The organism is Shewanella sp. ECSMB14101 (assembly GCF_000773485.1).
In the GTDB taxonomy this organism is placed as follows: domain Bacteria; phylum Pseudomonadota; class Gammaproteobacteria; order Enterobacterales; family Shewanellaceae; genus Shewanella; species Shewanella marisflavi.
In genome coordinates this window covers 13,383-32,673 of record NZ_JSFF01000013.1, presented here as the reverse complement: position 1 = coordinate 32,673, position 19,291 = coordinate 13,383, and the positions used below count along the sequence as shown (strand labels likewise).

General features: G+C 51.5%; 25 protein-coding genes. 10 read left to right on the top strand and 15 right to left on the bottom strand.

What is annotated here, in order from left to right; all coding sequences use genetic code 11:
* The first annotated feature begins 204 nt into the window (after window positions 1-204).
* Window positions 205-417 carry a hypothetical protein gene (locus NY07_RS11155; protein ID WP_033539439.1) on the top strand — a complete coding sequence of 71 codons (213 nt, stop codon included), beginning with the start codon at window positions 205-207 and terminating at the stop codon, window positions 415-417.
* Between the two features lie 22 nt (window positions 418-439).
* Here the strand turns inward: NY07_RS11155 and NY07_RS19425 are convergent, their stop codons facing one another.
* From NY07_RS19425 to NY07_RS11085, 15 genes are all read right to left on the bottom strand, one after another.
* Complete coding sequence (locus NY07_RS19425; RefSeq protein WP_140946942.1) at window positions 440-688, bottom strand: hypothetical protein; 249 nt, start codon at window positions 686-688, stop codon at window positions 440-442.
* A 119-nt stretch (window positions 689-807) separates the two neighbouring features.
* Complete coding sequence (locus NY07_RS11150; protein WP_033539438.1) at window positions 808-2,070, bottom strand: sensor histidine kinase; 1,263 nt, start codon at window positions 2,068-2,070, stop codon at window positions 808-810.
* An 11-nt stretch (window positions 2,071-2,081) separates the two neighbouring features.
* Complete coding sequence (locus NY07_RS11145) at window positions 2,082-2,765, bottom strand: response regulator transcription factor (RefSeq protein WP_033539437.1); 684 nt, start codon at window positions 2,763-2,765, stop codon at window positions 2,082-2,084.
* A 105-nt stretch (window positions 2,766-2,870) separates the two neighbouring features.
* Entirely contained in the window at window positions 2,871-4,238 is a 1,368-nt protein-coding gene (mgtE, locus tag NY07_RS11140; protein WP_033539436.1) for a magnesium transporter, read from the bottom strand.
* Window positions 4,239-4,338: 100 nt separating this feature from the next.
* A complete protein-coding gene (locus NY07_RS11135; RefSeq protein WP_033539435.1) occupies window positions 4,339-4,614 on the bottom strand; it encodes an HPr family phosphocarrier protein in 276 nt (91 codons plus the stop codon).
* Entirely contained in the window at window positions 4,607-5,455 is an 849-nt protein-coding gene (gene rapZ / locus NY07_RS11130) for an RNase adapter RapZ (RefSeq protein ID WP_033539434.1), read from the bottom strand. Before rapZ ends, NY07_RS11135 begins: the two co-directional genes overlap by 8 nt.
* A complete protein-coding gene (gene ptsN / locus NY07_RS11125) occupies window positions 5,452-5,895 on the bottom strand; it encodes a PTS IIA-like nitrogen regulatory protein PtsN (RefSeq protein WP_033539433.1) in 444 nt (147 codons plus the stop codon). Before ptsN ends, rapZ begins: the two co-directional genes overlap by 4 nt.
* 2 nt (window positions 5,896-5,897) lie before the next feature.
* Entirely contained in the window at window positions 5,898-6,185 is a 288-nt protein-coding gene (gene hpf, locus NY07_RS11120; RefSeq protein WP_033539432.1) for a ribosome hibernation promoting factor, read from the bottom strand.
* Window positions 6,186-6,215: 30 nt separating this feature from the next.
* Window positions 6,216-7,703: an RNA polymerase factor sigma-54 gene (locus NY07_RS11115; RefSeq protein ID WP_033539431.1), complete on the bottom strand. Its 1,488-nt coding sequence runs from the start codon at window positions 7,701-7,703 to the stop codon at window positions 6,216-6,218.
* 132 nt (window positions 7,704-7,835) lie between these two features.
* Window positions 7,836-8,567 (bottom strand): LPS export ABC transporter ATP-binding protein, encoded by a 732-nt coding sequence (lptB, locus tag NY07_RS11110; protein ID WP_033539430.1) that lies wholly within the window; start codon window positions 8,565-8,567, stop codon window positions 7,836-7,838.
* Complete coding sequence (lptA, locus tag NY07_RS11105) at window positions 8,564-9,106, bottom strand: lipopolysaccharide transport periplasmic protein LptA (RefSeq protein ID WP_033539429.1); 543 nt, start codon at window positions 9,104-9,106, stop codon at window positions 8,564-8,566. Before lptA ends, lptB begins: the two co-directional genes overlap by 4 nt.
* Window positions 9,093-9,650, bottom strand: coding sequence for an LPS export ABC transporter periplasmic protein LptC (gene lptC, locus NY07_RS11100; protein WP_033539428.1), 558 nt, complete (start codon window positions 9,648-9,650; stop codon window positions 9,093-9,095). Before lptC ends, lptA begins: the two co-directional genes overlap by 14 nt.
* Complete coding sequence (gene kdsC, locus NY07_RS11095) at window positions 9,647-10,198, bottom strand: 3-deoxy-manno-octulosonate-8-phosphatase KdsC (RefSeq protein ID WP_033539427.1); 552 nt, start codon at window positions 10,196-10,198, stop codon at window positions 9,647-9,649. The genes lptC and kdsC overlap by 4 nt, the downstream gene beginning before the upstream one ends.
* 1 nt (window position 10,199) lies before the next feature.
* Window positions 10,200-11,177 carry a KpsF/GutQ family sugar-phosphate isomerase gene (locus NY07_RS11090; protein WP_033539426.1) on the bottom strand — a complete coding sequence of 326 codons (978 nt, stop codon included), beginning with the start codon at window positions 11,175-11,177 and terminating at the stop codon, window positions 10,200-10,202.
* A gap of 35 nt (window positions 11,178-11,212) precedes the next feature.
* Complete coding sequence (locus tag NY07_RS11085) at window positions 11,213-12,172, bottom strand: calcium/sodium antiporter (RefSeq protein ID WP_033539425.1); 960 nt, start codon at window positions 12,170-12,172, stop codon at window positions 11,213-11,215.
* A gap of 165 nt (window positions 12,173-12,337) precedes the next feature.
* Between NY07_RS11085 and NY07_RS11080 the strand changes: the two genes are divergently transcribed.
* From NY07_RS11080 to NY07_RS11040, 9 genes are all read left to right on the top strand, one after another.
* Window positions 12,338-13,183 carry an ATP-binding cassette domain-containing protein gene (locus NY07_RS11080; protein ID WP_052125622.1) on the top strand — a complete coding sequence of 282 codons (846 nt, stop codon included), beginning with the start codon at window positions 12,338-12,340 and terminating at the stop codon, window positions 13,181-13,183.
* Window positions 13,170-13,955, top strand: a complete 786-nt coding sequence (gene mlaE, locus NY07_RS11075) for a lipid asymmetry maintenance ABC transporter permease subunit MlaE (RefSeq protein WP_033539424.1) — start codon at window positions 13,170-13,172, stop codon at window positions 13,953-13,955. The genes NY07_RS11080 and mlaE overlap by 14 nt, the downstream gene beginning before the upstream one ends.
* 71 nt (window positions 13,956-14,026) lie before the next feature.
* Window positions 14,027-14,500 (top strand): outer membrane lipid asymmetry maintenance protein MlaD, encoded by a 474-nt coding sequence (gene mlaD / locus NY07_RS11070; RefSeq protein ID WP_033539423.1) that lies wholly within the window; start codon window positions 14,027-14,029, stop codon window positions 14,498-14,500.
* Between the two features lie 44 nt (window positions 14,501-14,544).
* Complete coding sequence (locus NY07_RS11065) at window positions 14,545-15,165, top strand: MlaC/ttg2D family ABC transporter substrate-binding protein (protein WP_373681782.1); 621 nt, start codon at window positions 14,545-14,547, stop codon at window positions 15,163-15,165.
* On the top strand, window positions 15,165-15,458 hold the full coding sequence (locus NY07_RS11060) for an STAS domain-containing protein (protein ID WP_033539421.1): 294 nt from the start codon (window positions 15,165-15,167) through the stop codon (window positions 15,456-15,458). The genes NY07_RS11065 and NY07_RS11060 overlap by 1 nt, the downstream gene beginning before the upstream one ends.
* A gap of 15 nt (window positions 15,459-15,473) precedes the next feature.
* Complete coding sequence (locus tag NY07_RS11055) at window positions 15,474-15,731, top strand: BolA family protein (protein WP_033539420.1); 258 nt, start codon at window positions 15,474-15,476, stop codon at window positions 15,729-15,731.
* 9 nt (window positions 15,732-15,740) lie between these two features.
* On the top strand, window positions 15,741-17,000 hold the full coding sequence (murA, locus tag NY07_RS11050; RefSeq protein WP_033539419.1) for a UDP-N-acetylglucosamine 1-carboxyvinyltransferase: 1,260 nt from the start codon (window positions 15,741-15,743) through the stop codon (window positions 16,998-17,000).
* Window positions 17,001-17,043: 43 nt separating this feature from the next.
* Window positions 17,044-18,513, top strand: a complete 1,470-nt coding sequence (locus NY07_RS11045; protein ID WP_235363918.1) for a sensor histidine kinase — start codon at window positions 17,044-17,046, stop codon at window positions 18,511-18,513.
* Window positions 18,513-19,145, top strand: coding sequence for a response regulator (locus NY07_RS11040; RefSeq protein WP_033539418.1), 633 nt, complete (start codon window positions 18,513-18,515; stop codon window positions 19,143-19,145). The genes NY07_RS11045 and NY07_RS11040 overlap by 1 nt, the downstream gene beginning before the upstream one ends.
* The last annotated feature ends 146 nt before the right edge of the window (window positions 19,146-19,291 follow it).

The window sequence follows — 19,291 nt, the reverse complement described above, 5'->3', positions numbered from 1 at the left end:
GTAGAGTCGGGGATACGAATTGTAGCAATTCCACTCACTGGCATTTGCTGGCAATAAGCCAATAAGGTTCAGATGGTTAGCTCATCTCATGCCTTAATCTAAATTTAAGGTCATTTTTGCTTAAGTTTGGTTTAATTTTGTCCAAATACCCTTGACCATATTATGACCTATGGGTCAGTGAATGATGTAGTCTAAGGGTTGTGTATGATAGGTTTTGGCCGCGCCAGCAGTTCTGCGGGAGCAGATGTCGCAGTAAATATCATCACCTACCTGGGAGCTGGATGCTTATTGGTGGTGGTCGTAGGGTTTACAATAGCCCTTTATAAAGAATGGTTGGTCGTTCGTCGCTTCGACGCCGAAAAGCAGCGGCAGAAATTTTACGATAGTCTCTCCAATATCACGACGAGATCCCGCTAATGTCAGCAGCTCGTTTCTCTGTCTAATTCAGTGACAGCCTCGCCTGTTCGGCGATCAGGCTGGCAATCTCTTGTGTTAGCCCAGGCTGTTCATCTATTTGATTTACTTGGCTCAGTTGACCAAGTAACTCATCGATATTCATGCCCAGTTGCATAGCAACCTCCTGTGCGTGACGATTGTTGAGGTGCTGTTCATTCACTAGTTTTTGCCTTAGGGTGCATCTGTCATTGCTGCTCTTGTCGCCGAGCATGGGTGTCCAGGGGGTATACAAAGTAAAGCCTCCACAGTGTCTGTTTACACTATGCTAAGCGAAACTTGTGCCAAGAAGATGACAATTCAAATCCCCATGCCGACAGGCTGGTCTTTTACTTTAGTGGGCGTGTTGCACCATCATGGGGCATCTGGCGCTGCAGGAAAGTGCAGTGTGGCGATGCAGCCCGTATCACCATTGGTGAGGCTAAAGCGCCATTGATAGCGCTGGCACAGGGCCTCGACTATCTCCAGCCCTAAGCCATGACCCTGAGGCTGGGTATCTAAGGTGCTCATGCCACGCCCCTGATCTCTCACCGAGATCCCATCCGTGTTGATACTGATCTCGATACAGCCTGTGTCGCTGGCATTGATGGCGTTATTGAGTAAATTGATCAGTAACATACGCAGAACTGGCTCGCTGGGGGCGATCTGTGGAGTGGCATTGAGGATAAGCCGCAGTTCAATGGCTTTATGGTCGGCAAGCGGTTGTATTTCATTAATTATCTGAGAGAGTTCTTTTTCTGTCAGCGTTCGCGTATTCGACGCTAGCAATCCCTTTTCCTGTTTAACCAAACTCAGCAGGGCATCTATGGTGTGTTGCATATTGCTGGCAGCGGTAGCGATCCGTTTACGCTGGCGTTTGAGAAACTCAGGGTTTCCCTCTTGCTCTAACAAACGACTGGCGCCCTGAATGATGGTCAGCGGGGTTCTGAGTTCATGGCTGGCGTAACGCGAGAAGGCCTGCTCCTGGCGAAGCAACTGGGCGATCTGCTGCTGGTAATAGTTAAGACTAGCGGTAAGAGCGTGAAACTCTTGAGTCGCATCGTTGGAGACCTGGAAAGGGCGCTCGGCGTCGGGGGATTCCAGCTGTTTGCTAATGGCTTGGATCGGAGCGATCAGCCTGTGTGTCAGCCGGTTGATGGCAAAGCCGAACAGAGCGAACAGCATCAGAGTGACAGCCAGTATCACCAGGCTGATACTGCGCCATTCGTTACTGCTCAGTTCTACCTGTGCGGCATCCATCACCAAGAGCAATGGTAGGGTTAAGCCTTGCGCCTGATATTCGCCGCGATAGATGAAGATATCCTCTTTGAAAGTATCATGTAGCTCATCGAGAAATCCAACCGGTAACTCTGCCATCGGTTGGTAATCCTTAGGCAGCAGGCTCAGGTCATTGTAGGCGGTGATATTAGTGCTAAGGATGAGCGGCGAACGGGCGCCTTGCTCGAAGGCTGTCTGAGCGCTGGGGACTATCTGTTCCAGGGCACGGCGATTGATCTCATCTTCGACCCAGTAGAGTATGGTTACACTGAGCAGATAGAGAATCGCCGCCACTAATAGGGCGATAGCCCCAAAATAGAGGCTTAATCTACGGGTCAGGCTCTTGGCGGTTTGTTGCACCTTTGGGCTCGCTATTGTTTTACATCTAACCGAAACCCAATTTTAGGTACGGTTAGTATGATGGGGGTATCGAAGGGTTTATCCACCTGATTTCTCAGCTGGTACATGTGGCTGCGCAATATATCGCTGTTGGGAGGCTCCTCTCCCCACAGGTGCTGCACTATCTCCTCACGTTTCACCACATTGGGAGCTCGGGAGATAAGCAGCTGTAAGATCTGATAACCGCTTGGGGTAAGCTGAAGTTTTTTGCCCTCCCGGAAGGCAGTATGTTCGGCGATATTCAGGGTGAGCGGCCCACACTGTTTACACCCTTGGGCGACTCGTCCTTGTTGGCGCTTGATTAGCGCCTGCAGGCGTACAGTGAGTTCATCGAAATCGAAGGGCTTAGTCAGGTAGTCATCGGCCCCGCTATGAAACCCCTGGAGCAGATCCTGTTTATCATCCAGCGCCGTTAACATCAGGATAGGGACACTCGCGCCTTGCTCACGCAGGGCCCTGGCGACAGCGTAGCCGTCCATCTTAGGTAACATAAGATCTAATATGATGGCGTCGAAGTGCCCTTCGGTGGCGAGTCGCAGGCCGAGTTCACCATTGCTGGCGTAATCCACCTGCGCGCCTTGGGATTCAAGGTAGTCCCCCAAGACGCCGGCGACATCTGGGTTATCTTCGATGATCAATATCTGAGTATTTTGCATGTCACCTCTCTCTATGATGTGACCATAACCATACTAACGTGAAAAAGATGTCGATAATATTGAAATTCAAGCGCATCCGATTCGGTATCGGGATGCTCTTGGCATTCAGTTCAGCAGAAACAGGGTCGCCAGGCCTAGGAAGGCAAATAGGCCGATAACGTCAGTGACTGTGGTCAGCACCATACCGCCGGCAAGGGCGGGATCGACATTAAACTTCTTCAGTAGCAAGGGAATGCTGGCGCCAGCAAATCCTGCTACCGTCATATTGATCAACATGGCGCCGCCGATCAGGGCGCCAAGGGCGATATCGCCTTTCCATAGCCAGATGGCGCCAAACACCAGCAGGGACCATAACAGACCATTGAGAAAGCCGATGGCCAGCTCTTTGCCGATCAGCCAGCGGGAGTTACTCTGACCTATCTGTCCTAGGGCAATACCGCGGATCACCAGAGCTAAGGTCTGGTTGCCAGCGACGCCGCCCATGCTGGGAACTATGGTCATCAGGATGGCGATGGTGGCAAACTGCTCAAGGGTGCTCTCGAACATGTTACTGACCGAGGCGGCCAGCAGCGCGGCAAATAGGTTGATGGTGAGCCAGAGGGAGCGCCTAAAGGTACTCTTAAGCACAGGACCGAAGGTATCTGTGTCGTCGTCCATCCCTGCCATCCCCATCATGGAGTGTTCGGCATCTTCACGGATCACGTCGACAATATCATCGATGGTGATACGACCAAGCAGACGGTTGGTCTCCTCTTCAATCACCGGCGCCGACACCCAGTCATGGCGCTCAAACAGCTGGGCGACTTCGCTATCGTCCATACCGACCGGGATCCCTTCGAGATCCTTGTTCATGATATCGCGCACCGATGCATTTGGATCGCAGGTAAGTAGATCGGTAATACGCACGCCGCCCAGCAGGCTGTCGCGCTTATCCACCACATAAAGGGTGTCGGTGGCATCGGGCAGTTCACCACGAATTCTCAGATAACGCAGTATCACATCGACATTGACATCGGGGCGCACGGTGACGGTATCGGTATTCATCATACTGCCGGCGGTGTCTTCCGGGTAGGAGAGGGCCTGCTCAACCCTGGCTCTGTCCTGGGCTGTCATCGACTGTAGCACCTGGTTGAAGACGCTGTCGGGCAGGCTACGCAGTATGTAGGCCAGATCGTCTGTGTCCATGCCTTCGGCCGCCTTGGCGACACGCTCCGGACTCATCTGGGTGATCAGATTGTCTTTGAGCTCCTCGCCGAGCTCATCGAGGATCTCCCCCGTATGCTCTTGATCGATCAGCTGCCATAACACCTGACGGGTGCGCGGTGGAGAAGACTCCAGGATGAAGGCGATATCTGAGGCAGCCATGTCGTGCAACATGCTGCGCACATGCACAAACATACCACTACCTAAGGCTTGAGTGAGCTGATTTAGGCGTTGATCTGTGGTTTCACTATCTAACACTTCGATCGGCATAGCTCCTCCTTAGGCAATAGATTGACCGGCTTGGGTAATAGGCGTGTAAGTCTATGATAAGTATAGGACGAAATTCACCCGGCACCGCAAAGCGAGCCGATTATACGGCCTCGTCGAATTTGGCGTCAATAAGGGCACTGATGGCGTCCAGTGCCGCCTGGGCATCTTTGCCTTCACTGGTGATTGTGATGGTTTTGCCCATGCCGGTTTCGAGCATCAAGAGGCCGAGTACGCTGGCGGCCGAGGCTTGTTTGTCGCCCTGGATCAGGGTGACTTGGGCATCGAACTTGGCGGCAAGTACTGCCAGCTTGGTGGCCGCCCTGGCGTGCAGTCCCAACTTATTGCAGATGGTCAGCTCGCGAGCCAACTTAGTCATGCTTTAGCTCTCTGTGACGAGCCTGTACCTTATGCTTGCCTTTGTTGAACAGTTTGGCCAGTTGGTCGGTGACATAGACAGATCTGTGTTGCCCACCCGTGCAGCCAATGGCAATGGTGAGGTAACTGCGGTTGTTACGCTCAAGGTGAGGTAACCAGGTTTCCAGCAGGTTTTCGATTTGCCAGATAAATTTATTTACCAGTGGCTGCTGACTCAGAAACTGCTGCACTGGTTCATCGAGGCCGGTCAGGGGTCTCAGTTCAGGCTCCCAATGGGGATTTGGCAAAAAGCGCACATCGAACATGAAGTCGGCTTCGCTTGGCATGCCATATTTAAAGCCGAAAGATTCGAAGTTGATCACCAGCTCTTTATCGACTGTGCCCAGTAATATTTCGCGCACCTTGTCACTCAACTCATAGATGTTGAGGTTAGAGGTGTCGATATAGTGATCAACTAGCTTGGCGATGGGATCGAGCAGTTTGCCTTCGAGCTGAATCGCCTCCTTGAGAGAGACTTTTGAGCGTGACAGCGGATGTAATCTGCGGGTCTCGCTATAGCGCTTGAGCAGCACATTGTCGCTGGAGTTAAGGAAGAAACTTAAGATCTCGGTATCTTTCGGGAGCTTGGCCAGCTGCTTTTCCAACTGGATCTCTTCGCTGGGCATATTGCGCACATCGACGCTAATGGCCACCAGTTCGCTGCGTCCCTTGAGCTGCTCCAGCAGGGATTCCATCATTTGTAGGGGCAGATTATCGACACAGTAGTAGCCGAGATCTTCTAAGACCCTAAGTGCGACAGATTTTCCCGACCCTGAGCGTCCGGATACCAAAACCAATTTCATTGGGTGATCACCTGATAGAGTTCTGACTCATCCTTGGTTTTTCTTAGCTGTTTCATGATCGCCTTGTCATTGAGTTTCTCTGCCATGGCGGCCAGAGTACTGAGATGCTGCTCGCATTGATCTGCGGGCACCAATAATGCAAAAAGGATATCGACGGGCTTATTATCAATGGCATCGAATGCGATTGGTTCAGCACACTTCACCAGTACGGCCACAGGTTGCTCTATGTTCGTCAGCCGTCCGTGAGGAATCGCGATACCATTGCCTATACCTGTGCTGCCCATTTTCTCTCGAGCCAGAAGGCTTTCAAAAATCTCTTGAGAGGAGAGGGTGGGGTACTGGACAGCGGCTAAGTCGCTGATAAGCTCCAGTACCTTTTTCTTACTGCCCGGAGTGGCGCAGGTTGTGCACTCCGGCCGCAGGATGGTACTCAGTTCCATCGTTAATGTTTAGTAAGCTTCTCTTTGTGTTTAATGACCTGACGATCGAGCTTGTCAATCAGGGAGTCTATCGCGGCATACATGTCCGCATGTTCGGATGTTGCGAACACTTCTCCGCCACGGAGGTGTAACTTGGCCTCAACCTTTTGCTGCAACTTTTCGACATTTAATACAACGTGCACATTATTGATCTGATCGAAATGACGTTCAAGCTTTGTGAATTTCTCTTCAACATAGTTTCTTAGAGATTGGGTGATCTCGATATGGTGCCCAGTCAGGTTTATTTGCATAAAGATAGTCCTCCAGTTTCCAGTTACGTGTTATAAGCTCTTACGCTGATTCGAGGGCGGTATAAGCATTGCCTCTCGGTACTTAGCAATAGTGCGACGTGCCACTTTAATGCCTTGTTCAGCTAAGAGTTGAGCCATCTTGCTGTCGCTTAATGGCTTTTTCTGGTTTTCCGCAGCAACTAGCTTCTTAATAAAAGCCCGTATTGCTGTTGAAGAGCACTCTCCACCATCGTCAGTGCCGACATGGCTAGAGAAAAAGTATTTGAGTTCGAAGATCCCTCTCGGGGTATGCATATATTTCTGTGTGGTTACACGGGAGATGGTCGATTCGTGCATCTCCACTGCCTCGGCGATGTCGTTAAGCACCATGGGCTTCATCGCCTCTTCGCCAAATTCGAAGAAACCTTGTTGGAAGTCGACGATGCAGTTGGTGACCTTTAGCAGTGTCTCGTTACGGCTCTCAAGACTCTTGAGGAACCACTTCGCCTCTTGCAGGTGACCACGAATAAACTGACCGTCAGCCTGGCTCTTAGTACTGCGCGCCATGGCCGCATACTGCTGGTTGACGTTGATCTTGGGCATGCTATCGGGATTAAGCTCGACCACCCAGCGTCCCTTCTTCTTGGTGACGGTCACATCAGGGATCACATACTCGTCGCGGCTGGCGGTAATGGCTAGGCCTGGACGGGGGTTTAAAGTTTGAATGAGGGCGATAGCATCTCTTAGCTCATCTTCTTTAAGCTTGGTTTTGCGCATCAAGAGGCGGAAGTCGCGTCCAGCGATGAGATCCAAGTGCTCCTTGATCAACATGCGTGCATTGGCGATATGTGGGGTATCGTCGCTGTATTGGGCCAGCTGAATCGTCAGACACTCGCTGAGATCTCGAGCCGCCACGCCAATGGGGTCGAAGTGCTGTACTCGCTTGAGTACTGCCTCGACCTCATCGAGTTCTATTTCGGGATCGCCCATCGCTTCGAGAATATCCTCGCAGGTTTGGGTCAGGTAACCGCGTTCGTCAATGGCATCTATGATGGCGGTGGCGATGGCCAGATCGTTATCGGAAAAAGGGGTGAGATTCTTCTGCCATTCGAGGTGCTCGTATAGGCCTTCACTGGTCTCGCCCTGAAAAGGCATGTCGTCGTCGCGCATGGCGCCTGAGCTGGAGTTAGGGGAGGCGGTATAGACCTCGTCCCAGGTGGTGTCGACCGGCAGCTCGTCAGGCATAGAGTCTTGAGTCAGGGCGTCTGAGGTCTCGACGCCTGAGTTATCCTGACTCGAATCCAGCTCTATCTTGTCATCATACTTGCTGTCGAAATTGTCGACGGCGGTATCATCTTGTAGTTCGGCACTGGCGCCTTCTTGCTCTTCATCCAACTCCAGTAGCGGATTGGATTCTAATGCTTGTTGGATCTCCTGCTGCAACTCTAGTGACGACAACTGCAACAGACGTATGGCCTGTTGTAGCTGGGGCGTCATGGTGAGATGCTGACCCATTTTGAGCTGAAGTGACGCTTTCATCGTACTGCTATTCCCTTGTTTCTAATTATAAAATGAGAAAGCTCTGGCTAATTGGCCGGACAAATATAAAGGATAGTCCTTATGGCCACAATCTGATATTAGTTTCAGTTTATGGCCCGGTTATAAGATTAACTATAGCTTGAATTGTTCACCTAAGTACACTGCTCGTACTTGCTGATTGTCTAAGATTTCGGCGGGTGTTCCTTCGGCGATCAGATTACCGTGGCTGACGATATAGGCTTTCTCACAGACGTCTAATGTTTCGCGCACATTATGGTCGGTGATCAACACACCTAGGCCACGGTTTTTGAGTTGCTCGATGATCTTCTTGATGTCGATGACCGAGATAGGGTCGACACCGGCGAAGGGTTCATCGAGCAGAATAAATTTCGGGTTCGCGGCCAGGGCCCTGGCGATCTCTACCCGGCGACGTTCACCGCCCGACAAGGCCATACCGTGGCTGTCACGGATATGGGTAATATGAAACTCTTCCAGAAGATGTTCCAACTCCTCTTCGCGGCCATCGTTATCCAGATCGCTGCGAGTCTGCAGCACGGCCATGATGTTGTCGCGTACCGAGAGTTTGCGAAAGATGCTGGCTTCCTGGGGCAGGTAACCTATGCCTTTACGGGCGCGAAGGTGCATGGGGTCGAGGGTGAGGTCGTCATCATCGATATAGATGCGTCCCTTGTCGCTCTGTACTAGGCCGACCACCATGTAGAAGGTGGTGGTCTTACCGGCACCGTTTGGTCCCAATAGGCCGACGATCTGCCCGGTTTTGACTGTAAGGCTCACATCTTGGACAACGGCACGACTCTTATAGCTCTTGGCGAGGTTTTCCGCCTTCAAGGTCAGGTCTGTCATTGCTTTTCCTGTTCGGGTTGTTCTGGCTCGGGTTGCGCTTGTTTCTGCTCTTGATAGTTTTCAGGCTGAATAATGGTGATCACGCGGTCATTGCCTGTACTCTCGGCGATCAGCTGTTGCTGTTCAATGTTGTAGCGGATCTGAGTGCCTGTGACCTGGCTGCCTTCCTGTTCCAGGGTAGCATCGCCAATGAGTGTCAGGGTGCGGCTCGAGAGTTCATAGCGGATCTCTTTGGCACTGGCAGAGGCGGGACGGCCATCTTCCATTACCTGAGAGTAGGTGGCCGGGTTGCCTGTGGCAACGAGGATCTTGCCACTGTTCTTTTCTTTGCTGAAGGCGCGCAGTTCATCGGCCAAGATCTTGATCGAGCCCTGAGAGACCTCAACCGGTCCATGGAAGATGATCTGATTGTTCTTGATATCGGCTTCCTGGCTAGCGGCAGAGATCTTGACCTCTTGTAGCAGGTCATTATCCTTGGCTTGGGCGCCCAGGCTAATCAGGGTTAGCAGCCCAGCGAGAATAAGGCTATTTAGTTTCATATGTTCCTTCTACCTGACTCGTCAGTCGTATATTTTGTGCGTTGAGATCGGCGTATAAGCCTTGCCCCGTGATGAGGAAATCTCGCCCCGTTACCCGAATGCTTTTGTCGGATGTCATTATCATAGTATTGAGATCCAACTCCAGATAGGTGGTCTCTATGGTCTGGATAGGTTCTTCTGGGCTAATAGCATCAATGATAACATTATTTTCCAGGGTGACCCGTCCGCTATTTTTGTCCAGAGTGCCTTTAGTCGATCTGAGTCGCCATTGGGCATCGCCCTTGTCTGGATACACAAGATAGATGGGCTGAGTAAAGTAGGTCATGTTGCGTTCGGCGTAGTGCTTCATGTGGCTGGCCGATACGCGGCTATTGATGCCGCCCTGCTCATTGTACTGCACGCTCTTAAGATCCCGGACGATATAGTCGGGACTGTCGGCGTTCACCTGTGCCAGATCTTCTTCTCCCCGTTTCGATTGCACCTGCCAATAGAGGACTAGTGCGGTACCGAAAAAGGCGATAATGGCCAGCGTGACTCTATTCATATGCTCATTCCGTGGGCCGACGCAAACTTATCCTGGCTGAGCAGAATAAGGTCTGTCAGTTCTCGCAGGGCGCCGTGGCCCCCCTTGATATGGGTCGTCATGTCGGCGTGTTGGCGCACATAAGGGTGGCCATCAGCCACACAGACAGATAAGCCCACCTTCTGCATCACAGGCAGATCCACCATATCGTCGCCAATATAGGCCACTTCCTGGGGCGTGACCTTGTAGAGAGCCAGCAGCTCTTCGTATGGTTCAAGTTTGTTGTCCACGCCCTGATAGATATGGGTGATCCCAAGGGCTGTCATGCGATCTTCCACTATTTGAGACTTACGCCCTGTGATGATGGCAACGGGAATATCGCTGGTGAGCAGCGAGCGCACGCCATACCCATCGCGGGTGTGGAAAGTCTTAAGCTCATCGCCCGAGTTACTCATATAGACTAAGCCATCGGAAAACACGCCGTCGACATCGCAGATCAGCAGCTTAATCTGTTTAGCCTTCTGCCAAACCGCATCAGTGATGGGACCGTAGAAACCTTGATGTGCCATGTTAGATCACCCCCGCCTTGACCATATCCAGCATATTGAGAGCGCCGATGGGACGCTGTGTCTCATCGGTCACTATCAGGCCGTTAATCTCTTTTTCATCCATTACCTTAAGGGCCTGCGCCGCCAGTATGCCGTCGCTGACGGTGACGCAACCATGGGTCATCACCTCGGAGATAGAGGTCTTGCGCAGGTTGATCTCGGCGTCGATCACCCGGCGTAGATCGCCGTCGGTAAAGATACCTACCAATAGGCCTGCCGAATCGATCACAGCCGTCATGCCAAGGCCCTTCTTCGATATTTCATACAGGGCATCGGTAATGCTAATGTCTTGTGAGACTAAAGGTAACTCATCACCCTTGTGCATTACGTCGCTCACCTTAAGCAGGAGCTTACGGCCCAAGCTGCCACCGGGATGAGACAGGGCAAAATCATCTTTGGTAAAGCCACGCGCCTGTAATAGTGCGACCGCCAGGGCATCGCCCATCACTAAGGTGGCAGTGGTGCTAGATGTGGGGGCAAGTCCTAATGGGCAGGCCTCTTCTGGCACCTCGATACACAGGTGAACCACGGCGTGTTTAGCCATGTTAGATTCGGGTTTACCCGTGACCGCAATCACAGGCAATCCCATGCGTTTGATCACTGGCATCAGGGTTAAAATTTCACTGGCCTCGCCCGAGTTTGAGATGGCGAGCACGATATCGTTTTCGCTCAGCACACCCAAGTCGCCGTGACTGGCTTCACCCGGATGCACGAAGAAGGCTGGAGTCCCTGTGCTGGCCAGCGTGGCCGAAATCTTGTTGCCTATGTGGCCGGATTTGCCCATGCCCATGACGATCACCTTGCCGGTGCAGGCGAGGATCAGTTGGCAAGCTTTGGCAAATTCATTTGAGTCGACATATTGATACAGGTTGTCCAGCGCATTGCGCTCGGTATCGATAACCTTGCGTCCCCATTGACGTAATTGATCCGCATCTACCATCTTGTTCTCTCTATATTTTTCGGCCTAAAGCGCTATTAGGATAGGAAAAGCGTGACTTGATAGCCGATAAAAGTCACTAATAACACGCCACCATGCCAAGGGCGAAGTTGGCGGGCTTTGCCGGTTAATAAAATCAGTATGGCCAGGGCAACGCTAGTTGCCATTACCATATAAAAATCTCGAGTGCTGGCTGCGGCATCTACCGCACCGGGTGCGATAAGCGCAGGCAGTGCCAGTACCGCCAAAATATTAAACAGGTTTGAGCCAACCACGTTGCCTATGGCCAGGTCGTCCTCTTTCTTTAACACGCCCGCCACACAAGCCGCCAATTCAGGTAGGCTGGTGCCAACGGCTATGATGGTGAGTCCTATGACTAAGTCTGACATATGGAAAGCCTTGGCGATACCCACTGCGCCTTGCACCATCCAGTCTGCCGACAGGGGCAGCAGCACTATGCCGATCACTAACCAGAGCACAGCCTTTGGCGTGGGCACATCCTTAGGAACTTCGCTTTCGGCTTCATCGATAAAGGGGTCTTTCTCCTTGTTGGAGATCGCATGCCAGATGAGATAGCCCATCAGCGAGAAAAAGAGTGCCAGCAACACGAGCCCTTCGATGCGGGTCAGTTGCCCGTCGTGGAGGAAATAACCCGCCAGCGCCGTCGCCCCTAGCATCATAGGAATTTCACGCTTAAGTGTTTGTGAACCTACTGATATTGCGCCTAAAAGCGCGGTGATCCCCAAGATAAGCGTGATGTTGGCAACGTTGGAGCCCAGCACATTACCAATGGCAGTGTCTGTCATTCCCTCGAGGGAGGCGGTGGCCGCAACGAACATCTCTGGCGCCGAGCTGCCCATGGCAACTATGGTGAGCCCGATTAACATGGGAGGCAGGCCGAGATTGCGGGCGAATGACGCGGCGCCAAAGACAAATTTGTCGGCGCTCCATACTAGCGCCCCTAAACCGACGATCAGTAAGAAAATATTAAATAGCATTGAAATTCTTTTTATTTAAGAGTCTGCCGCGCATTTTCGCTGGATTTGAGCCAAATTGAAAGTATTGCGCAAAGATAGTGTCGATTCAGTTGTGCACAATCGGTCAATTTCGTACAATTTGTCTCTTTTCCTGCCGCCTATCCATGGAATGTATTAGGTCCCGTTATGAGTCATCAATCGTTAAGTCATGACACAGAGTCGTCAACCGAGACCAGGCCATTGGTTGAGGTTAGCCATCTAGGTTTTAGCCGTGGTTCCCATGTCATCTATGATGATGTGAGCCTGTCGATTCCTCGCGGCAAGGTAACTGCCATCATGGGCCCTAGTGGTATAGGTAAGACGACCCTGCTGAAGTTGATCGGGGGGCAGCTGCGCCCGGATACCGGTGAGGTCAAGGTCGACGGCATAGATGTGCATAAGTGTAATCGCAGTGAACTCTTTGACCTGCGTAAACGTATGAGCATGCTGTTTCAAAGCGGCGCCTTGTTCACCGATATGAACGTATTCGATAACGTTGCCTTTGCACTTCGGGAGCACTCAGACTTGCCAGAGGCGATCATTCGCCGCATCGTGCTGATGAAGCTTGAGGCGGTGGGGCTGAGAGGCGCGGCGCAGATGATGCCGAGCGAGCTGTCTGGCGGCATGCAGCGACGTGCAGCCTTGGCCCGTGCCATCGCCCTTGAGCCCGAGCTGGTGCTCTATGATGAGCCCTTCGCCGGTCAGGACCCTATCTCTATGGGGGTCTTGGTAAAGCTGATCCGAGAGTTGGGCGATGCCCTGAGTCTTACTTCTGTGGTGGTGTCTCACGACGTACAAGAGGTGTTGGGGATTGCCGATTATGTCTATGTGCTGGCCGACAAGAAGGTGATCGCCCATGGCACGCCCGCCGAGTTGAAAGCGGCAGATAATCCTAAACTGAAACAGTTTATCGGTGGTCAGCCCGACGGGCCTGTGCCGTTTCACTTTCCCGCACAGGATTACCAAAAGGAGATGTTAGGTGAGCGTGATTGATCATATCGCCAGCTTAGGTCGTAGTGCAATCGATAGCGTCACCGGCTTGGGTCGTGCTGGCCTGATGTTGTGGGGCGCTATTGCCAAGGTCCCTAGAGTACGAAAAGGCACGCCTTTATTAATTAGACAGCTGTATGTGATTGGCGTGCAGTCTATGGTGATCATCTTAGTGTCTGGCCTGTTTATCGGCATGGTGCTGGCACTGCAAGGCTATAATATTCTGGTGGGGTTTGGCACCGAAGACAGCCTGGGTCCTATGGTCGCGCTCAGTTTGCTGCGTGAACTGGGACCTGTGGTGACCGCGCTGCTGTTTGCCGGACGCGCCGGATCGGCATTGACCGCCGAAATTGGTTTGATGAAGAGCACCGAGCAGCTCTCTAGTCTGGAGATGATGGCTATCGATCCCCTAAGGCAGGTGATCGCGCCGCGATTCTGGGCCGGGGTGATCAGCTTACCCCTACTGGCACTGATGTTTACCGCCGTGGGTATCTATGGTGGTCATCTGGTGGGTGTGGAGTGGAAAGGGATAGATAGCGGCAGTTTTTGGTCGATTCTGCAGGCCTCGGTAGAGTGGCGCGAGGATATCGTGAACTGCATGATCAAGAGTCTGGTATTTGCCGTCGTGGTGACCTGGATAGCTTTATATCGCGGTTATCATGTGATTCCTAACCCTGAGGGCATTAGCCGCGCAACCACACAAACCGTGGTGCAATCCAGCCTGGCAGTGCTGGCGCTAGATTTCTTGTTAACGGCCATTATGTTTGGCCGCTGATTAAATTTTGTTTATGGATAAACCTATATATTTGCCGTCATGGTATGTATAGAACTGAGTGGTAATTGAGTATGTTGACTCGAAAAATTGAACTGTTAGTTGGCTTGTTTATTCTGTCGGGCCTGTTGGCCTTTTTGGTCCTGGTCTTTAATGTGGCCAATGTCGAGGTGAAACCTGGCCAGAGCCATTACACCTTATACGCCAAGTTTACCAATATCGGCGGATTGAAAGTGCGCTCGCCCGTCAAGGTGGGCGGCGTGGTGGTTGGCAGAGTGACCAATATCAGCTTAGATCCTGAAGAACTGGTGGCTGTGGTCGAGCTGGCAATGGATAAACAATACGATCAGTTCCCCGAAACCAGTAGCCTGTCGATTCTCACCTCTGGCCTGTTAGGCGAGCAGTTTTTAGGTCTGACGCCCGGTTTTGTGATGGACGATATCGGCATGCTCAAAGATGGCGATCGTATCGATGATACCCATTCGGCTTTGGTGCTCGAAGATCTCATCGGCCAGTTCTTATACAGTATGAAGTCTAAAGAAAATTAATAGGGACGATTATGAAACAGTTGTTGAAAGTGGTTTTCTCCGCCATGGTGCTGTTGACCAGTGCGGCGGCGAGTAGCGAAGATATTTCGGTTAATACCAAAGATCCTTATGCCATGGTGGAATCGGTTGCCAACAAGACTTTCGCCAGGTTTCATCAGGATTTTGCCACAATTAAGGCCAACCCTGACCACCTTAAGGTGATAGTCTCTGACGAGTTGATGCCCTACATAGATTATAAGTATGCCTCTTATAAGGTGATGGGGCCTTACCTGCGCCAGAGTACTCCGGAGCAGCGTGAGCGTTTTGCCGACGCGTTTAAGACCTATTTGATCGCTACCTATGCCCAGGCATTTACCGAGTACACAGATCAAGAGGTAGAGTTTGCACCGGCTAAGCGCTTCGACGATGAGAAGATGGTGGATGTTAATGTACAGGTTATCGAGCAGGGACGTCCGCCGATCAAGTTGATCTTCAAGGTGCGTCGTCTTAAGGATGATACCTGGAAGGCATTTGACCTTGTGGCCGAAGGGGTGAGTCTACTGGCCTCTAAAAGCGCAGAGATCTCTAACCTTATCCGCCAAAATGGTATCGATGCGGTGATAAAAGAGTTAGAAACTCACACTGAAAACCATATCAGCTTGGTTAACCAAGGGACTAGGCTATAATGCTGTCCTTTAATCAGGAAGAGGGCGTCTGCCGGGTGAGCGGTGAGCTGTCCCAGGCGGCGGTGGTGCAGCTTTGGCCCAAGCTTGATGGGCTGCTGAGCCAGACGAGTGAGCGCTTGGATCTTTCTGGCATCGTTTATAGCGACAGTGCCGGTGTGGCATTACTGCTGCATCTGGTGGCGCAGCAGAAGGCGCAGGGCAAGACGCTAGCGCTATGTTGTCCGCCAGAGCAATTGAAAAAGTTAATTGATTTATATGATTTACAAGACTTCTTCATCGAAGAAGCCAAATAAAAGGGTTATCCATATATGGAATGCAATGAGATTGAACAGCTGCTTAGCCAAGCGCTGACACTAGATGAAGTGCACGTGAGCCAGGATGGGACACATTATAAGATTGTCGCCGTTGGTGAGTGTTTCGACGGTGTAAGCCGAGTCAAACAGCAGCAGATGATCTATGGCCCCTTAATGGAACATGTGACCAGTGGGGCATTGCACGCCATCACGATCAACGCCTTTACCCCGACGCAGTGGAAGCGTGAAAAAATCTTCAACATGCCAGGCTAGAGACTCATAGTGGATAAATTAACAATTCAGGCCAGTGGTGCACTGGCCGGTGACGTGGTGATCTCAGGCGCGAAAAATGCCGCGCTTCCCATTCTAATGGCCGGTGTATTGGCCGAGACAGACTTTGTGGTCACCAATGTCCCCAACCTGAGAGACGTCAACACCAGCTGTGAATTACTTCGCTGCCTCGGCGCCGACGTTAGTCGCAGTGATGAAGGTAAGATCACCATATCGACCACCCATCTTAACGAGTTTTGTGCGCCCTATGAGCTGGTGAAGACCATGCGCGCTTCAATTCTCATCTTGGGACCTCTGCTGGCACGTTACGGCACTGCCGACGTCTCTTTGCCGGGCGGCTGCGCCATTGGTGCGCGTCCGGTTAACCTGCATCTACATGGTCTGGAACAGATGGGTGCCAAGATTGAGGTGAAAGAGGGCTACATCAAGGCCCGCGTCGATGGCCGCCTCAAGGGCGCTCATATCTTCATGGATATGATCAGTGTCGGCGCTACCGAAAACCTGTTGATGGCCGCGGCTCTTGCCGATGGTGAAACCGTGATTGAAAATGCGGCCCGTGAACCTGAGGTGATCGATCTGGCGAATTGTCTGAACGCCATGGGCGCTAAGATCAGTGGTGCCGGCAGCGATACCATTCGCATTCAGGGTGTCGAGTCGCTCAGTGGCTGTGAGTACCGTGTGATGCCGGATCGTATCGAGACAGGTAGTTTCCTGGTGGCCGCCGCGGTAACCCGAGGTAAGATCCGCTGTGTCGATGCCGATCCTAAGACGCTCGAATCTGTGCTGGCCAAGCTGGAAGATGCTGGCGCAACCATCACCACGGGTGAAGATTGGATTGAGCTGGATATGCAGGGGCAACGCCCAAAGGCGGTCAATATCAAGACAATGCCTTATCCTGGTTTTCCGACGGACATGCAGGCGCAGTTCTGTGTGCTCAACGCCCTGGCCGAAGGGACGGCGACCATTACCGAGACCATCTTTGAGAATCGTTTCATGCATGTGCCTGAGCTGATTCGTATGGGCGCTAACATGGAGCTTGAAGGCAATACTTGTATCATCAAGGGGACTGAACAGCTTAATGGTGCTCAGGTGATGGCGACCGATCTTCGCGCCTCGGCTAGCCTGGTGATTGCTGGTTTAGTGGCTGAAGGTGTGACCACAGTGGATCGTATCTATCATCTCGATAGAGGCTATGAGCATATCGAAGACAAATTTAAGGGCCTTGGCGGCGAGGTCGTGCGGGTCAGCTGATCTTTGATTACCCTATGATAAAAGCCACCTTAGGGTGGCTTTTTTGTCCCTGGCCGGTTTTAAAACGATATTGCTGCAGTCGTCACGGCAAGGCATGTTGAGCCAGTGGTACAGTCTGGCTATGTCGACCTTTATCGTGTTTAACATCTATCTCTTTTACGGCCTGGTATTTTTCTCCATTGGCTGTGTCGTTGTGTTTCGCAATTTTAAGTACAGCCAACTCTCAATCTCCCCCACACTATGGGCGCTGGCTTTGTTTGGGTTTACCCATGCTTTTCACGAGTGGTCCGAGTTATATGTGATCCTGTTTGCCGATGATATCTCCAGGCAATATCAGGTGCTCGTGGAGTGGCTTAGGCTGCTTAAGTTAGCGCTCTCCTTCGCCAGTTTAATGGTCTTTTCTTGGCTATTATTCTCTATCTTGTCGCGGTCCATTGCGCGCATCGGCCATGGGGTGATTTTGCTTATCTTGTTGGCATATTTAGTGTCGGTAGTGCGTTTCTCAACTTCGCTGGACTTATCCGATGAGATGTTTGCGCAGGCTTCATTCTATACACGTTTGTTGCTGGGGTTTGGCAGCGCCTTTCTGGCTGGATGTGGCATGGCAATATATGGTCACGACCTGTTGCGGCAGCGACATGACTATGGACAATACTTTGTGGCCACAGGCGTGGGACTTTGGATATACGGCATATTCGCGGGGTTGGTTGCAACAGATTTACACATGACAGTTCCCGTGCTGCGTACCCTGGCCAGTGGCCTGGTACTCATTGCGCTGTTGAAGGCTCTCAAGATTTTTGATATCGAACGCGAGCAGCAAACAGAGGCCAAGTTGAAACGGGCGGTGGAGACGGATAAATACAAGGCGATAGGCCAACTTGCCATGGGTGTAGCCCATGAGATCAACAATCCTTTGGCCTCTTCGACATTGGCGCTGGACTTACTGGAGCGAAAATATCCACCCCAGGATCCTGCGCAGGCTGAGTATATTCAGCGAATTCGGCTGGGCATTAGTCGCGCCGCCGAGATCAGTAAGGAGTTGCTGGCTTACGCTCGACCTGTGTCAGAAGAACCGAGACAGGTTAAGTTGGCTGAGGTGGTTGGTTCGGCAATTAAACTCTTGTCTCATAAGCAACGAGAGTTCGACATCAAGGTCGATTGCCCCGATTCGCTGCAGATCATGGGGCAAAAAATCAAGTTGGAAGAGTTACTGATTAACTTGCTCAACAATGCCATGGATGCCAGTGATAAAGGCGGTAAGATCTGCGTCAGTGCGTTGCAGCGAGATGATGGCATTCAGTTATCTGTGAGTGATGAGGGGCAAGGGATGGATGAAGCTTGTCGTGCTCGGGCTCTAGAGCCTTTTTATTCTACCAAGGCGATAGGTAAGGGGACCGGGCTGGGATTGGCTATCTGTGAGTCAATTGTCAGGGCACATCACGGCAGTATGTGCATCGAAAGCCAACCCGGCCGGGGCACTCAGATATCGATTTTTTTTGAGGAAGGGGCATAATGGCAAATGTGTTGATTGCTGAAGACGATGCAGACTTACGTACCAATATGGTAGACATATTGGAGTTAGAAGGTCATCAGGTGATCGCCGTCGATTGCGCTGAGGGGGCCATTTCTGCCTGTGAGCATCACAGTTTCGATATTGCGCTAATGGATCTGCTGATGCCTGGGATGACTGGGGTTGAGGCTATCTCAAATCTACGTCAACTGAACCCGTTTATCGCCATCATCATTATCACTGCCTATGCAACGGTAGATACAGCGGTTGATGCCATGAAGAAAGGTGCCGATAGCGTGATGACCAAGCCTTTTAATGCCGGTGAGTTATTGATGAGTATCAAGCGCAGTATCGCCGAGAAGCAATTATTAAAATCTGCCGCCGATATCGACCCAGACAGCGTTTATGCCGCTCTGGCAAATCCGTTAAGACGCATGACCCTTAAACAGCTTGGCACTCATAAGCAACTCAAATTTATGGATCTTTGCCGTCTGGTGGGGGTAGAAGATCACACCAAATTTAATTTTCATCTGCGCCAATTGAAGAAGGCGGGTCTGGTACAACAAAATGAGAGCAAGATCTATATTCTGACAACAACGGGTCAATTTGTTTTACAAAACCACAATCTTTCATGATGATTTTTAGTATTTAAAATCAGCTCCTTACCTTTACCTTGATAAGTAAAGTTCACAATAGGCTGACTATTGTGAAATCGCCTAATCTATCCCTTTAGTGGTAAGTCACAAATACTGTGACCATGTCCAAAGAGACATATCAATCG